General features: G+C 71.7%; 13 protein-coding genes. 5 read left to right on the top strand and 8 right to left on the bottom strand.

Annotated elements, in window-relative coordinates; translation table 11 throughout:
• Nucleotides 1–9: 9 nt before the first annotated feature.
• The 4 genes from ABT403_RS19970 to ABT403_RS19955 form a co-directional block, all read right to left on the bottom strand.
• The gene (locus ABT403_RS19970; protein WP_344166536.1) at nucleotides 10–1,206 is read right to left on the bottom strand and encodes an MAB_1171c family putative transporter; all 1,197 of its coding nucleotides are present in this window, start codon (nucleotides 1,204–1,206) and stop codon (nucleotides 10–12) included.
• A complete protein-coding gene (locus ABT403_RS19965; protein ID WP_344166534.1) occupies nucleotides 1,193–1,699 on the bottom strand; it encodes a hypothetical protein in 507 nt (168 codons plus the stop codon). Before ABT403_RS19965 ends, ABT403_RS19970 begins: the two co-directional genes overlap by 14 nt.
• Before the next feature lie 245 nt (nucleotides 1,700–1,944).
• Nucleotides 1,945–4,398 (bottom strand): Tex family protein, encoded by a 2,454-nt coding sequence (locus ABT403_RS19960; protein ID WP_344166774.1) that lies wholly within the window; start codon nucleotides 4,396–4,398, stop codon nucleotides 1,945–1,947.
• An 89-nt stretch (nucleotides 4,399–4,487) separates the two neighbouring features.
• Complete coding sequence (locus ABT403_RS19955) at nucleotides 4,488–5,351, bottom strand: SCO6745 family protein (protein ID WP_344166532.1); 864 nt, start codon at nucleotides 5,349–5,351, stop codon at nucleotides 4,488–4,490.
• Between the two features lie 244 nt (nucleotides 5,352–5,595).
• On the opposite strand from ABT403_RS19955, the gene ABT403_RS19950 reads away from it, so the two are divergent.
• Nucleotides 5,596–6,228: a LysE family translocator gene (locus ABT403_RS19950; protein ID WP_344166530.1), complete on the top strand. Its 633-nt coding sequence runs from the start codon at nucleotides 5,596–5,598 to the stop codon at nucleotides 6,226–6,228.
• Nucleotides 6,229–6,504: 276 nt separating this feature from the next.
• Nucleotides 6,505–8,004 carry a M1 family metallopeptidase gene (locus ABT403_RS19945; RefSeq protein WP_344166528.1) on the top strand — a complete coding sequence of 500 codons (1,500 nt, stop codon included), beginning with the start codon at nucleotides 6,505–6,507 and terminating at the stop codon, nucleotides 8,002–8,004.
• Between the two features lie 36 nt (nucleotides 8,005–8,040).
• On the opposite strand, the gene ABT403_RS19940 is transcribed toward ABT403_RS19945, so the two are convergent.
• The gene (locus ABT403_RS19940; protein ID WP_344166526.1) at nucleotides 8,041–8,931 is read right to left on the bottom strand and encodes an oxygenase MpaB family protein; all 891 of its coding nucleotides are present in this window, start codon (nucleotides 8,929–8,931) and stop codon (nucleotides 8,041–8,043) included.
• Nucleotides 8,932–9,092: 161 nt separating this feature from the next.
• Between ABT403_RS19940 and sph the strand changes: the two genes are divergently transcribed.
• Entirely contained in the window at nucleotides 9,093–10,082 is a 990-nt protein-coding gene (gene sph, locus ABT403_RS19935) for a sphingomyelin phosphodiesterase (protein ID WP_344166524.1), read from the top strand.
• Nucleotides 10,083–10,158: 76 nt separating this feature from the next.
• Here the strand turns inward: sph and ABT403_RS19930 are convergent, their stop codons facing one another.
• The 3 genes from ABT403_RS19930 to ABT403_RS19920 form a co-directional block, all read right to left on the bottom strand.
• Nucleotides 10,159–10,767, bottom strand: a complete 609-nt coding sequence (locus tag ABT403_RS19930; RefSeq protein WP_344166522.1) for a phosphotransferase-like protein — start codon at nucleotides 10,765–10,767, stop codon at nucleotides 10,159–10,161.
• A 673-nt stretch (nucleotides 10,768–11,440) separates the two neighbouring features.
• Nucleotides 11,441–12,007, bottom strand: coding sequence for a GNAT family N-acetyltransferase (locus ABT403_RS19925; protein ID WP_344166520.1), 567 nt, complete (start codon nucleotides 12,005–12,007; stop codon nucleotides 11,441–11,443).
• Between the two features lie 21 nt (nucleotides 12,008–12,028).
• Nucleotides 12,029–13,321 carry an NsdA family TPR-like regulatory protein gene (locus ABT403_RS19920; protein ID WP_344166518.1) on the bottom strand — a complete coding sequence of 431 codons (1,293 nt, stop codon included), beginning with the start codon at nucleotides 13,319–13,321 and terminating at the stop codon, nucleotides 12,029–12,031.
• Nucleotides 13,322–13,519: 198 nt separating this feature from the next.
• Between ABT403_RS19920 and ABT403_RS19915 the strand changes: the two genes are divergently transcribed.
• Both ABT403_RS19915 and ABT403_RS19910 read left to right on the top strand, forming a co-directional pair.
• Complete coding sequence (locus tag ABT403_RS19915) at nucleotides 13,520–13,681, top strand: hypothetical protein (protein WP_344166516.1); 162 nt, start codon at nucleotides 13,520–13,522, stop codon at nucleotides 13,679–13,681.
• Nucleotides 13,674–13,880 carry a hypothetical protein gene (locus ABT403_RS19910; RefSeq protein ID WP_344166514.1) on the top strand — a complete coding sequence of 69 codons (207 nt, stop codon included), beginning with the start codon at nucleotides 13,674–13,676 and terminating at the stop codon, nucleotides 13,878–13,880. Before ABT403_RS19915 ends, ABT403_RS19910 begins: the two co-directional genes overlap by 8 nt.
• Nucleotides 13,881–14,500 lie beyond the last annotated feature (620 nt).

Genomic DNA, 14,500 nt, shown 5'->3' with positions numbered 1-14,500 from the left:
GCCGGTGGTTCAGGCGGCGGGTCCCGGGGCGAAGGCGGAGGTCTCGGGCGAGGCGTAGGCCTGGGCGACGTGCACCAGGAAGCGGGCCTCCTCCCACAGGCCGCCGCCCTCCGCCGAGGTCTGCATGGCGGCCGGGAGCTCCAGGGCGGACGCCTGCGCCGGCCGGCCGGGCAGTCCGGCGAGTTTGGCCCGGCGCGCCTCCCTCAGTACGCAGGCGAGCGCGGCCGCCGTGTGCCGCTGCTCGGGGATCCGGCTGCCCGCGACGTGGCCGCGGGCGAGCTCGGGGACGCCCGGGGCCACGTACTCCCCCAGGATCAGGATGGCGTCGCGGGTCTCGATGACCTTGCGGTAGACGAGCAGGTTGCGCGGTACGGGCGGCCACAGCACCTCCAGCACCCGCCCGGCGCGGGGGCGGGAGAGGACCACGTGCGGGACGGCCTGGACCAGGTCCCGCCACAGCGGCCACAGCCGCCAGGCGGTGGCGGTGTCGGCGAGGGTGTGGCGCAGCGTGAACAGGGTGGGCACGAGGATCGCGGCGGCGCGCAGCAGTCCGTGCAGGTTCATCAGCAGCGGCAGGGCGGGCATCGCCCAGGTGCTGGCGAACAGGGCCTTGAGCAGGTACGCGAACCAGAACAGCCAGGCCAGGCCGGTGCCCAGGCCGAACAGCCGCAGTCCGGCGGCCAGTCCGCGGCTCTCGGTGCGCCGGCTGTAGCGCCAGCACACGTACACGCAGATGGTGTTGGCGATCAGGTGGGCGGAGATCAGCACGAGCCAGTACGGCAGGGAGGGCACGGGGGCCCCGGAGCTCGGGATGGTGTGCGTGCCGTGGGCGGGCGCGGCGGCGTCCAGGGTGACGAGGACACCGAGCCAGAGCAGGGTGCCGGCCCAGGAGGCGAGCTGGAGGGCGCGCCCCCGGGTGGCGGCGGCCACGAAGTAGAGCACGGCGCCCGCCGACAGGACGCCGATGAGGTTGCGGATCAGGCCGATGGTGTGCGCGTACGAGGCCTCGCGGCTCATGGCGTACGCGACGACGTCGGGCAGGTTCAGCGTCATGGCGCCGGCGGCGGTGGCGACGGCGAGCCACAGCCCGCGCTGCTGCGGGGAGCGCAGGGCGCCGGGGGCGCGCAGCAGGACGGCGATCCACAGGCAGACCACGCCGGGGACCGCCAGGCGGTCCCCGAGGGCCGTGAGTTCAGCTGCCGTCACGGTGGCCCCGCTCGTACCCCATGGCGGACTCCAGCCGGGCGAGGGCGCCCCGGGGTCCGGGGGCGGGCCGGGAGTGTCCGGCGCCCGCGGTGTGGATGCGGATCATGCTGGCGAGCATCTCCGCCTCCTGCTCCTGGCGGGTGGTGTAGTTGGTGCGCCCCAGGATCACGGGGGCCGGGCCGCCGGTTTCCTCGCCCTCCAGGGAGTGGTGGCCGAAGAGGATGTGGCCCAGCTCGTGGAGCACGATGTGCTCGCGGTGCAGGGGGGTGGTGTGGGCCTCGTAGAAGACGTAGTCCACGGTGTCGGTGCCCACCCACAGGCCGCAGACGCCGGATTCGGCGGCCTCGCGTGGCAAGGGGTGGAGCCGGATCGGGCGGCCGCGCCGTTCGGCCATGCGGGCGCACAGGGTGTCCAGGGAGAACGGGTGCGTCAGATCCAGGTGACCGAGAATCATCTCGCAGCGTCTGCGCAGGCTGAGATTCCGGTAGGGCATGTGTTCCCTCTTCGGACCCTTTCTCGGGCAGCGTCGGTAGGCGTGGGTGGGCTTCGGCATGACGTCCTGTGCCTTGAGGCGGCCTCGGGAGTGCGGTCCCTGAGGGGGAAACGCGGAACGCCCGTCCGCGCGAGACGAACGGGCGTTCCACCATGCCTACAGATCACGTACGGGAGTTGGCAAGGCCGGCCCCTCCTCGGGGGCCTTATCCGGCCAGGTCTGCCGACCGCGCGCGACGTGCCGCGCTACCGCTTGCGGCGGTCCTCCCGGTCGCCGGTGAGACCGGCCCGGCGCAGGGCGTCGGCCATGGCGCCGTTGGCGGGGGCCGGGGCGCCGGAACGCTGGCCCGCGCCGCCGCCCTGGCGCTGGCCGCCGCCGCGCTGGCCCTGGCCGCGTCCCTGCCCGTCGCCCCGGCCCTGACCGCCCTGGCCCTGGCCGCCCTGGCCGCGCTGCTGCGGGGGACGGCCGCCGCCCCGGCGCTCGTCGCGCTGGCGCGGGGCGCCCGCTCCGCGCTCGGCCCCGGCCTCGTCCTCCAGGCGCAGCGTGAGCGAGATCCGCTTGCGCGGGATGTCCACGTCCATGACCTTGACCTTGACGATGTCGCCCGGCTTGACCACGTCGCGCGGGTCCTTGACGAAGGTGTTCGACAGGGCGGAGACGTGGGCCAGGCCGTCCTGGTGGACGCCGATGTCGATGAAGGCGCCGAAGGCGGCCACGTTGGTGACGACGCCCTCCAGGACCATGCCCGGGGCGAGGTCGCCGATCTTCTCCACGCCCTCCTTGAAGGTGGCCGTCTTGAAGGCGGGGCGCGGGTCGCGGCCCGGCTTCTCCAGCTCGCGCAGGATGTCGGTGACGGTGGGCAGGCCGAAGGCCTCGGTGACGAACTCATCCGGGCGCAGGGAACGCAGGACGGAGGTGTTGCCGATCAGCGCCGCGACCTCGCCGCCCGCCTTCTTGCCCATGGCCCGCACCACCGGGTAGGCCTCAGGGTGCACGGCGGAGGCGTCGAGCGGGTCGTCGCCGCCGCGGATGCGCAGGAAGCCCGCGCACTGCTCGTACGCCTTGGGGCCGAGGCGGGCCACGTCCTTGAGGCCCTTGCGGCTGCGGAAGGGGCCGTTGGCGTCGCGGTGGGCCACGATGTTCTCGGCGAGGGTGCCGCTGATGCCCGAGACCCGCGACAGCAGCGGCGCGGAGGCGGTGTTGACGTCCACGCCGACGCCGTTGACGCAGTCCTCGACGACCGCGTCGAGGGAGCGGGAGAGCTTCACCTCGGACAGGTCGTGCTGGTACTGGCCGACGCCGATGGACTTCGGGTCGATCTTGACGAGTTCGGCGAGGGGGTCCTGGAGGCGGCGGGCGATGGAGACGGCGCCGCGCAGCGAGACGTCCATGCCGGGCAGTTCCTGCGAGGCGAAGGCGGAGGCCGAGTACACGGAGGCGCCGGCCTCGGAGACCATCACCTTGGTCAGCCCGAGCTCGGGGTGGCGGGTGATGAGGTCCCCGGCGAGCTTGTCGGTCTCGCGGGAGGCCGTGCCGTTGCCGATGGCGATCAGCTCGACGGCGTGGTCCTTCGCCAGGCGGGCGAGGGTGGCCAGGGACTGGTCCCACTTGTTGGCGGGAACGTGCGGGTGGATCACGTCCGTGGCGACGACCTTGCCGGTGGCGTCGACGACGGCGACCTTCACACCGGTACGGAAGCCGGGGTCGAGCCCGAGGGTGGCGCGGGTGCCGGCGGGGGCGGCGAGCAGCAGGTCGCGGAGGTTGGCCGCGAAGACCCGTACGGCCTCGTCCTCGGCGGCGGCGCGCAGCCGGGTCCGCAGGTCGATGCCGAGGTGCACCTGGATCTTGGTGCGCCAGGCCCAGCGGACGGTGTCGGCCAGCCACTTGTCGCCGGGCCGGCCCCGGTCGGCGATGTTGAAGCGACGGGCGATCAGGCCCTCGTAGGTGGGGGCCGGGGAGCCGGCGGCGGCCTCTGCGGGCTCCTCGGGCTCCAGGTCCAGGCTGAGCACCTCCTCCTTCTCGCCCCGCAGCATGGCGAGGACGCGGTGGGAGGGGAGGGCGGTGAACGGCTCGGCGAAGTCGAAGTAGTCGGAGAACTTCGCCCCCGCCTCCTCCTTGCCCTCGCGGACCTTCGCGGCGAGGCGGCCGCGGCCCCACATGCGCTCGCGGAGGTCGCCGATGAGGTCGGCGTCCTCGGCGAACTTCTCGGTGAGGATGGCGCGGGCGCCCTCCAGGGCGGCCGCCGGATCGGCGACGCCCCTGGCGGCGTCGACGAACGCGGCCGCGGCGGCGGCCGGTTCGGTGGAGGGGTCGGCCAGCAGCCCCTCGGCGAGCGGCTCCAGGCCGGCTTCGCGGGCGATCTGGGCCTTGGTGCGGCGCTTCGGCTTGAAGGGGAGGTAGATGTCCTCCAGCCGGGCTTTGGTGTCGGCCGCGTTGATCCGGGCCTCCAGCTCGGCGTCGAGCTTGCCCTGCTCCCGTACGGAGTCGAGGACCGCCGCGCGGCGGTCCTCCAGCTCGCGCAGGTAGCGCAGCCGCTCCTCCAGGGTGCGCAGCTGGGCGTCGTCGAGCATCTCGGTCGCTTCCTTGCGGTAGCGCGCGATGAACGGCACGGTGGAGCCGCCGTCGAGCAGCTCGACGGCGGCCTTGACCTGCCGTTCCCGTACGCCGAGCTCCTCGGCGATCCTGCCTTCGATGGACATCGTCGTCACTGCGGTCCCGCCTGCCTTCGTGCGTGTGCGTGGAAGGCTGCCAATTGTGGCAGGTGCCGGTGACGGCGGCGGGGAGCCCCTCAGCCCTTTCCGGAGAGTCCGGGCGGGAAGGCCCCGGCGGCGACGGCCTGCTGGACGAGGGCCCCGCCGAGCGTGTGGAGCCGGGCGACGCCTTCCGCGCCGAGGTGCTCGTACGGGGCGGCGTCGAGGCGGTCGGTCTCGGTCTCCAGCCGTTCGCGCAGGGCGCGGCCCTCTTCGGTGAGCTCCCCGGCGGCGTCGAGGACGCCGCGGGCGCGGAGCCGGTCGGCGGCGGCGTCGAGGTCGGACTGCTCCCAGCCGCGGCTGCCCTTGATCCACTTCGCGGTCATGCCGCGGCCGGTGGCGGTGTGGCTGACGAGCGCCTCCAGCGGGTCGAGGCCGGTGAGGAGGAGCGCGGCGAGGTGCCCGTCGCCGCGGTGCTCGCGCAGGAGGGTGGTGGCGTGCCACAGCCGCAGGTGCGGCTCCTCTGGGACGGGGAGGTCGGCGTGGGCGGCGTAGAGGGTCCGGCCGTGGCGGGTGCAGGCCTCGGTGGCGCGCAGGGCGAGGTCGGCGGCTTCCGCGAGCTCGGGCGAGGCGATGGTCCCGGGCCCGAGGAGCCGGCGCAGGGTGCGGTCGGCCGCGCGCAGGCGGGCGGCGAGGACCTGCTCGGGGGTCGTGGTGTCCCAGACGGCGGGGAGGTGGCGGGTGACCAGGTCGTGGCGGTAGTTGTAGAACGTCGCGGTGACCACGCCGGGGCCGACGGCTCCCATGGCGGCGGAGCGGCTGGCGAGGTTGACGGCCACGCGGTGGGTGACGCCCAGGGCGCCGAGCTCCTCGAAGATCTCGGGGGAGAAGTAGCTCGTGGCGTGAAGGGGGTTGACGGCGGCGTGCCAGCAGCGGCGGGCGGCATGCGGGGCGAGGGTCATGGGGGGCACCCTACCGACTAGCCGGTATGCCGCCTAGCCTCCCGGACGGGTCCGCCGCGCGGGGCCTCCCCGCCCCGCCCGCCGCCCGTTCCCCGGGCGCGAGGCCGTCCGCGAGTCCGCCGTCCCGCCCGTCCCGCACCTCCGCCGTCCCGCCCGTCCGGCGTCCCGGCGCGCGCGGCGCGGCGGTCCACTTGTCCCCCGATTGGCCCGGGTCCGGGCGTCCCCTTCCGGCCAGCCTGGACGCATGACCACCGGCACCCTCCTCGGCTTCCTCGCCGCCTCGGCGGCCCTGATCCTGCTGCCCGGCCCCAACCTCATCCTGATCGTGACGCGCGCCGCCGCGCAGGGCCGCCGGGCGGGCCTCGCCACGGCGGCGGGGGTGGAGAGCGCGACCGTCGTCCACCTCACCGTCGCCGTGTCGGGCGTGGCCCGGCTGGTGACCGGCTCCCCCGCCGCCTTCCTCGCCCTGCGGTACACGGGCGCCGCCTACCTCCTGTACCTGGGCGTACGGGCGCTGCGCGGCGGCCCGTCGGCCCTGCCCCTCGGGGAGGGGGCGGCGGCCCCCGTCCGGCTGGGCCGCGCCTGGCTCGACGGCTTCCTCGTCAACCTGCTCAACCCCAAGGCGACCCTGTTCCTCCTGGCGTTCCTCCCGCAGTTCGTCGAACCGGACGCGGCCGACCCGCAGGCACGCATGCGGTTGCTGGGCGCGGTGTTCCTGGTCCTGGGCGCCCTCCTCGACGTCGGCTACGCCTGCACGGGCGGGATGGTCAGCCGCCTGCTGCGCCGCAGCCCGCGCGCGCTGGCCCGGCGGCACTGGGCGGTCGGCGGGGTCTACCTGGCGCTGGCCGCGGCCGCCCTCCTGCCGGGCGGCCCGTGAGCGCGCGAAGGCGGAGGGCGGCAGGCGCATTCGCGCCAACCTGCGGCCCTCCCGGCGGGTGTGAGAACGCCTCAGAACGGACTCCCCCGAACCCCGGTCCCCCGGACGGCGCACCGTACGGGGCCGTGATCATGACGGCCGAATGGCGATCGTGTGACAGCAGGGGCCATGGACATGACCTGAGCCGCCACGGGTGAATACGGTCGAACGACGTACGACGGACGACCCACCACGAACGTCGAACCGATCTGTCTCCCCTACCCCTTGGAGCTCTTCGTGTACCGCAAAGTGATCGCCCCGAGCGTCCTGGCCGCCTCCCTCCTGCTGGTGATCCCGGCGTCGGCGGCCAGCTCCGTCCAGGGTGCGCCGGGGATCGGCGACAGCTACTACCCGGAGAGCGGGAACGGCGGCTACGACGTCTCCCACTACGACCTGCGCCTGCAGTACCAGCCGAAGACGGACCTGCTGGAGGGCACGGCCACCCTCCTGACCACCGCCAAGCAGGACCTGTCGCGCTTCAACCTGGACTTCGGCCTCAAGGTGAGCGAGATCCGGGTCAACGGGGCCAAGGCGAAGTTCGCCACCTCCGGCGCGCACGAGCTGGAGGTCACCCCCGCCCAGCCGCTGGCTAAGGGCAAGCAGGCCACCGTCGTCGTCAAGTACGCCGGAAAGCCCTCGGAGTTCAAGATCGACGGCTGGTCCGCCTGGCAGCGCACCCCGGACGGCGGCATCGCGGCGCAGGAGCCCGACTCGGCGGTCTGGTGGTTCCCGAGCAACGACCACCCTCTCGACAAGGCCACGTTCGACATCTCGGTCAACGTCCCGGACGGCACCCAGGCCATCAGCAACGGCGTCCTCCAGTCGCAGACCTCCAAGCTGGGCTGGACCCGCTACAACTGGCGCTCCAACAAGCCGCAGGCCACCTACCTGGCCACCCTCGCCATCGGCAAGTTCGACATCACCACCGACAAGACGGCGAGCGGCCTGCCGATCCTCAACGCGTACAGCAAGGACCTGGGCGACAACGCGGGCTCGGCGCGGGCGAGCGTCGAGCGGACCGGCGAGGTCGCGGAGTGGCTGGAGTCGGTCTTCGGCCCGTACCCCTTCAACGCCCTGGGCGGCTACGTCCCGAACGTGCCCACCGGCTTCGCGCTGGAGACCCAGACGCGGCCGTTCTACAGCCCGCGCCAGTTCGCGAACGGCGCGAACGTCTCGGTCGTCGTGCACGAGCTGGCGCACCAGTGGTACGGCGACAGCGTGTCCGTCGACAACTGGAAGGACATCTGGGTCAACGAGGGCTTCGCCCGCTACAGCCAGTGGCTGTGGTCGGAGAAGGAGGGCGAGGGCACGGCGCAGGAGCTCGCCCAGTGGGCGTACGACACCCGCCCGGCCGAGGACCCGTTCTGGCAGGTCAAGCCGGGTGACCCGGGTGCGGAGAACCAGTTCCACGGGGCCGTGTACGACCGGGGCGCGATCGCGATCCAGGCGCTGCGCAACGAGGTCGGCGACGAGAAGTTCTTCCAGATCCTCAAGGGCTGGCCGACCGAGCGGGCCTACGGGAACGCGAAGGTCGGGGACTTCGTCCGGTACGCGGAGAAGATCTCGAACAAGCCGCTCGCCCAGCTCTTCGACACCTGGCTGTACACCCCGGGCAAGCCGGCGTTCGGCGCCCCGGCCGCCAAGGCGGGCGCGCGCGCCCTGGCACCGGCGAAGCCGGCCGTGGAGCCGAAGTCCTGGAAGAAGATCGCCGCGACGAACAACATCCACGAGCACTGACCGGCCGCGGTACGCGGACCCGCGCGCCGGGACCCCTCAGCGGGTCCCGGCGCGCCACCGCGCCCGGGCGGCGCGGGCCGGCGGGAGGTAGCGCAGCCGTTCGGGCAGGAGCGGTACGAGGAGCCGTACGGCGGTACTGAACCGCCGGAGCCGGCGTTCCTGGGCCGGGGTCCACTCCAGGCCGATGGCGGCCCGGGCGTCGGGCGGCATGTAGCCGACGGTGACGAAGGCCCGGAAGCGCAGGTAGCCGGCGCGCAGGAGCGGCCAGGTGAGCCTCAGCAGCAGCCGCAGGACCGGGGAGGCGGGCTCGGGGCGGGGCAGGTCGGCGTCGGTGGAGACCAGCTCGCGGGCGACCTTGGTCGGTTCGATCTCCTCGGCCAGCATCCGGCGGTAGTACGGCCAGAACTCCTCGACGGTCTGCGGCATGTCCCGGTCGCGCAGCCCCAGGATCCGGCCCACCTGGAGCCACTCCCGGTACATCTGCCGGTCCTGCTCGGGGGTGGTGCGGCGGAACAGGTAGCGCCCGGCGTACCGGGCGACCGGGAAGCCGGTGGCGTGCACCCAGGCGTAGCAGGCCGGGTCCAGGGAGTGGTAGCGCCGGCCCCGGGTGTCGGTGCCCCGGATCTCCTTGTGCAGGCGGCGCACCCGGCGGCCCTCGGCGGCCGCCTCGTCCCCGCCGTACACCCAGAGCATCACCGAGCGCAGGGAGCGCTCGCCGCGCCCCCAGGGGTCGGTGCGGAAGACCGAGTACCGGTCCACCCCGGCCCCGACGGCGGGGTGGGCGACCTGCATCGTGAACGCGGCGGGCAGGGTCAGCAGGGAGCGGATGTCCCCGGCGGTGCTCCACAGCACTCCGCCCGGCGGCGGGGGCTCGGGGTCGGGGCGACCGGTGGGGGTTTCGGGGGCTATGCGACCCGTGTGGTTCATGAGTTCCATTATGCGAGCGCGAGAAGTCGTGGTCCGGACAGAAAGTCTTGTCACGGGTGTTACCCCGAAGTAACCGCGGCTGCTTGTATGACGGCGTCGATCTTCTCTCCCCCCTCCCCCGCCGGATTCCCGGGGATCCCACAGGACTGATGGAGACCTCCATGCAGCAGATCACGCACCGCAGCCGCGCCGCCGCCACGGCCGTCGCCGCGACCGCGGCCGCAGCCGCCCTCGCCCTCGCCTCCGCGCCCGCCGCCACGGCCGCCGAGAGCGGCGCCGCGCCCCGGCTGAGCGTGCTGACGTACAACACGTTCCTGATGAGCACGAACCTGTACCCGAACTGGGGCCAGGACCACCGCGCCGCCGCGATCCCCAAGGCCTCCTTCTTCCAGGGCCACGACGTGGTGGTCCTCCAGGAGACCTTCGACAACGGCGCGTCCGACGCGCTGAAGGCGAACGCCGCCGCCCAGTACCCGTACCAGACCCCGGTCGTGGGCCGCAGTAAGAGCGGCTGGGACGCGACGGGCGGCTCCTACTCCTCCACCACCCCGGAGGACGGCGGCGTCACGGTCCTCAGCAAGTGGCCGATCGTGCGCAAGGAGCAGGTGGTCTACAAGGACGCGTGCGGCGCCGACTGGTGGTCCAACAAGGGCTTCGCGTACGTGGTGCTCGACGTCAACGGCACCAGGGTGCACGTGGTCGGCACGCACGCCCAGTCCACCGACCCCGGCTGCGGCGCGGGTGAGGCGGCCCAGATGCGCAGCCGCCAGTTCAAGGCGATAGACGCCTTCCTGGACGCCAAGAACATCCCGGCCGGCGAACAGGTCATCGTGGCGGGCGACATGAACGTCGACTCCCGCAGCCCGGAGTACAACTCGATGCTCAGCGACCTCGACCTGTCCCCGGCCGACGCGCGCACGGGCCACCCGTACTCCTTCGACACGGCGCTCAACTCGATCGCCAACTACCGCTACCCGACGGACCCCCGCGAGGACCTGGACTACGTCCTCTACCGCAAGGGCAACGCCCGCCCGGCGGGCTGGGAGAACAACGTGGTCAAGGAGGAGTCGGCCCCCTGGACGGTCTCCAGCTGGGGCACGTCGTACACGTACTCCAACCTCTCGGACCACTACCCGGTGGTGGGCCGCTAACCACCCCGCCCGAGGCCCGGGCCCGCCATCGCCCCCGCGAGGGGCGGGGGCGGGGCGGTGGCTGCCCTGAACGTGGTCAGGGCGTAGCGCACATCGTCTGCCGGAGCGTTTCGAAGGCGGTGGGGCGCGGCCGGACCGGCAGGAAGCCGCGGATGCGAACGGCGCATTCCCGCGGGCTGTTGAGGCTGGTGTCGAGGTCGAGGTCATGGAGTGCGTGGGAGTGCACCTCCCCGTACTGCATGGCGGCCAGCCCGGGCTGCCGGTCGCCGCGAGCGATCTCGCGACGTTTCAGCTCGTCCAGCGGGCAGCGGACGCCGATCAGGACCGTGTCTTCGGGAACGAGCAGGCCGAGCAGATCGAGCAGGCGCCAGCGGCGGCTGAGCGGATAGTCGACGACGAGGTTGTTGCCGCCTGCCGCCATTCCGGCGACGGCGCGATGGAAGCCCTTCGCGGTGCGGTCGATCTCAGCCTGGAGCTCTTCGTCGGGTATCTCGCGATCGCAGCGCATGGCATGGAAGGCGTCCACCGGAACGTGGAACCACGTCCCGTCGAGAAGGTCGAGAAGTTCCTGGGCGATGCTCGTCTTGCCCGAACTGGAGGCGCCGTTGAGCAGGATGACCGTGCCGCCCGCCGTGGTATCGGGGATACGCGCCGAGGCCTGGTCCACGCTTGCCCTGGTTGCCATGGTGCCCTCCTTCCGCCGCACGATCTCACCTCGGCGGCGCTGAGCCGGTGATGCCGCGGCCGCGATCATCGCAGGCCGGACGGAGGAACGCGTCACGTTTTCCGTGCCGGAGCGGCCACGACGACCGGCCCGGGACAGCGGACCGGAACCCCACGGAGGGCGGTGCCTGAGCCGGACGGTCTCAGAGGAGGGTTGGGGGTTTCCCGTCAGTCTCATCGTCCTTCCGCGTCGGGCCGGTCAGTCAAGAGCGCTCCTTCGTCGCGTCGCTACGCGATGTCGCTGCGCTCCACTCTTGACAGCCCGTCCCGCCACGGAAAAACGAAGACTGCCGGGAACCCCCCAAAGGAACGGGACGGACGTTCCTTGAACACACGGCGGGATCAGCGATGAGCCGGGCGGTCGGGGGCCGGCAGACCAGACATCCGGCCCCCGACAGCGCCAAACGGCAATCCGGGCCGGCCCACGCACCAGATCGCTACGCGCTTCTCTCATCTCGGCGTCCGGCGGCCGTCCGGGGCCGCTACCCGCCCCGAAGGCCGACGGGATCGGCATCCGGGGGCGGTGGGCGCGGCAGATCGCTACGCGCTTCTCTCATCTCGGCGTCCGGCCGCTGTCGGGGGCTGGTACCCGCACCAGATGACGGATGGATCGGCATTCGGGGGTGGGAGGAGGTTTAGGCAGGCGGTAGGAGCATGGCGTCGTAGAGCGGCGATTCCGGGGCGTGCTTGATCCGGCCGATGACGTCATAGCCCCAGCGGGGGTAGGCCGATCGGGCCGGCTCGTTGTCGACGATGCACGTGAGCGTCGTCCACGGCTCAGGCCGTCCGGCCACCATCTCGTCATGGAGGGCCCGGCCGATGCCCCGGTTCGCGTGCTCCGGCAGGACCATCAGCTCGCGCAGCCAGAACACCTCACCGGACTCGGCCGCCTCGGCTACGTCGGCGGGAAGCTGGTCGGCGAGGGACACCCACCAGGGCCGGTCCGGAGTCAAGGTCACCCCGTGTACGTAGCCCGCAAGAGATCCGTCTTCCAGTTCGGCGGTCACGACCTCGAAACCGGTCATGTCGAACGCCGCCGTAAGCCGATCGGCGTACGTCGTCACGGAGAAGAAGGGGTCACCGGCATAGGGAGGGGTGTCGTAGACCTCGGCGTACACGGCGAGCAACTCGGCCATGCGCGCTCGCGCCGTTTCAGGGGTGTGGCGGGCGAAGGTGAGCTGTGGCGCTGTGCGGTGGGGCATGCGGTTCCTTCCATGCTCGCGCTATGCGATCTGCGCGGCGATCAAGTCGGCGGTCTCCCGGGCTGACGGGCTGGAATGGCCGTAAAGCTTGTCCCTGACCAGGTTGAGTTGCCTCCGGTTGCGCATGGACGCCTGCCCGCCCTGGATCAGGCGCAAGGACTCACGCGCGGCCTCGGCGGTGCGGTCGAGTTCACGTGCTTGGACGGCGGCGTCCGCCAGCCGGACGAGGCACATCCCCCGGTTACGGGAATGCTCGATGCCTTGAAGGGCGGCCGACCGGTCCAGGAGGCGCACGGCCCGCTTGTATTGGCCGAGATCGGAACGGCACATGCCTTCCAGGCAGACCAGTTCGGCTTCGTTGAAGAAGCGGGTCCACTCGGGATCACGATCACTGATGCCCTGGTCGAATGCCTGCCACGCCCGCTTGATCGAATACGAGGCGTTCATCTCGTCGCCGAGCCGTGCATAGCCCTGGGCGATCCGGATCGCCAAGAGCGCGTTCACCCGGGGCGGCGAGTCCCAGCGTGCCGCGTGGCGCTCGGCGGTGCGGGCGAAGCGGATCGCCTCACGTGGCTTGCCAAGGTCCACCGACTGGCGGGCCATGTTCGACAGCGTCCGGGTGGCCAGCCGGTCGTCGCCCGAGACCATCGCAGTGTTCAGGGCCTCGGAGAAGTACACCCGGGCCTCGGTCTGCTGCTCGGCGTCGTAGCAGAACCAGCCCAACGACGTGGTGAGCTGCCCGGCGATGGTGTGCAGCTCCTGGCCGATGTCCTCGGCGTAAGAGCCGTGGTCTATCACGTGGTGGACCCAGGACAGGTGCATCTTCGCAGTGCGCCAGAGCCGGTCGCCGCCGAATCGTTGATCGATCGCGTCGAGGTCGGTGGCGGTCGCGGCCAGAAGGTCGATCTCGTCACGGCCGATGCGGAGGTCTGAGGCGGCACGAGGCGGGGATGAGTTGAGCGAGGGCAGGCCCATCACGGCCGCGCCGGCTCCCAAGGCTGTTCGGCGGTCCACAGACGGGATCATCTCCCGGAGTCCCGGGCGACTGTCAAACACTCCCTCGGGGAACCCGGGAAAGCCAAGTGCTTCCGGCCCCCGGCCGAACGCGGCTCGGAGCGCGGTCGCCTGGTCCGGGCGTGGCCACGGAGGGTTCTTCGACTCCCATGCTCGGTAGGTCCGCACGCTGATCGTGTACCCGGGGCGGCCGAGTGCTGCGGCTCCGGCCTTCGAGATCTCCTCAGCGGCTCTCTCCTGCGAGAACCAGCCCTGCGCCGTTCTGGCAGCGAACAGCTTCTCGTTGGCGGGGGTCCGCATCACTTCGCTCCTGTCGTGGGCCGTTACAAAACCTAGGCGGAGCCGGCCCGTGAATGCACGCGGCGCGGTGCATTTGCCTCCAATCCCTGCGCCCGGCACCTCCGAATTGCCGCTGAACTTCCGCCCACTTGCCTCGCAGGCGTTCCACCCCGCCGGGACGCTGATGTCCACCACCCCCGACAACGGAAGGAAGCCTCCGTGCCGAGTCCGATTCCCCGTGGCGTGTTGAGCCTGGACACCCCCGACGCCCCGGCCACCGGGACCGCCCCGCTGACCCTGCCCACCGCGGACCTGCTCGACCGTGCCCGCGTTGGATGGGAGCACTTCATGAGCACCTCACCGGAGGCGGCAGATGAGTGATCAGTACGAGTACGTCCCTCATCGCCTCCTCCGCAAACGCGTTCGAGATCTCCCGTCCGGTGTCGAAGGCGAGCTGATGGCCGTGATCAACGAAAACGTCTCGACCGCCGGCAGCGAGCATTGGGTGGAGCTGGCCTACATCCGCAACGCCTCCGGCCGCGAGTTCACCACCGCAGTCGGCAACATCGAGCCGGTTTGATACCCATCCGCTGTCGGTGCACGATCCGCAGCAAGGACTACAGGTGGGAGGACTCATGCAGGAGTGGACAGACCCTCGGTACGCCGAGCTCGTCAAGGTCTGGCGTCAGACGCAGCAACCGACGTCCCGCGAGCCGGAGAAACGCCCGACACGCGGATTCATCACGCAGCCGCCGTCTCACAGCTGACCGCACGACCGGCACATCATCCCAGCCCAGGACGGCCGCCGGACGCTGAAATTGGAGAAGCGCGTAGCGATCTGATGCGCCTATCGGCCCCGGATGCCGATCTCATTGGCCCTAGGTTCGGGTAGCGGCCCCAGACGGCCGTTGGACGCTGAGACGGGAGAAGCGCGTAGCGATCTGATGCGTGGGGTGGCCCAGCTTGCTGCCTATATCGGCCCGGAGGTTTGGTCTGCCGTGTCCCGACCTCCCCGACTGATCCCTGATCCCGCCGCATGTCCCTCTCCGGACCGTCCCGTTCCTTTGGGGGGTTCCCGGCAGTCTTCGTTTTTCCGTGGCGGGACGGTCTGTCAAGGGTCGCCGCAGGCGATCGCGAAGCGACGCGACGAAGGAGCGCCCTTGACAGGGCGGCCCGACGCGGAAGGACGATGAGACTGAC

Source organism: Streptomyces sp. NPDC000075 (assembly GCF_040301925.1).
Taxonomy (GTDB): domain Bacteria; phylum Actinomycetota; class Actinomycetes; order Streptomycetales; family Streptomycetaceae; genus Streptomyces; species Streptomyces polychromogenes.
Note: the sequence above shows the minus strand (reverse complement) of the source record. Positions and strands in the feature narration are given on the sequence as shown.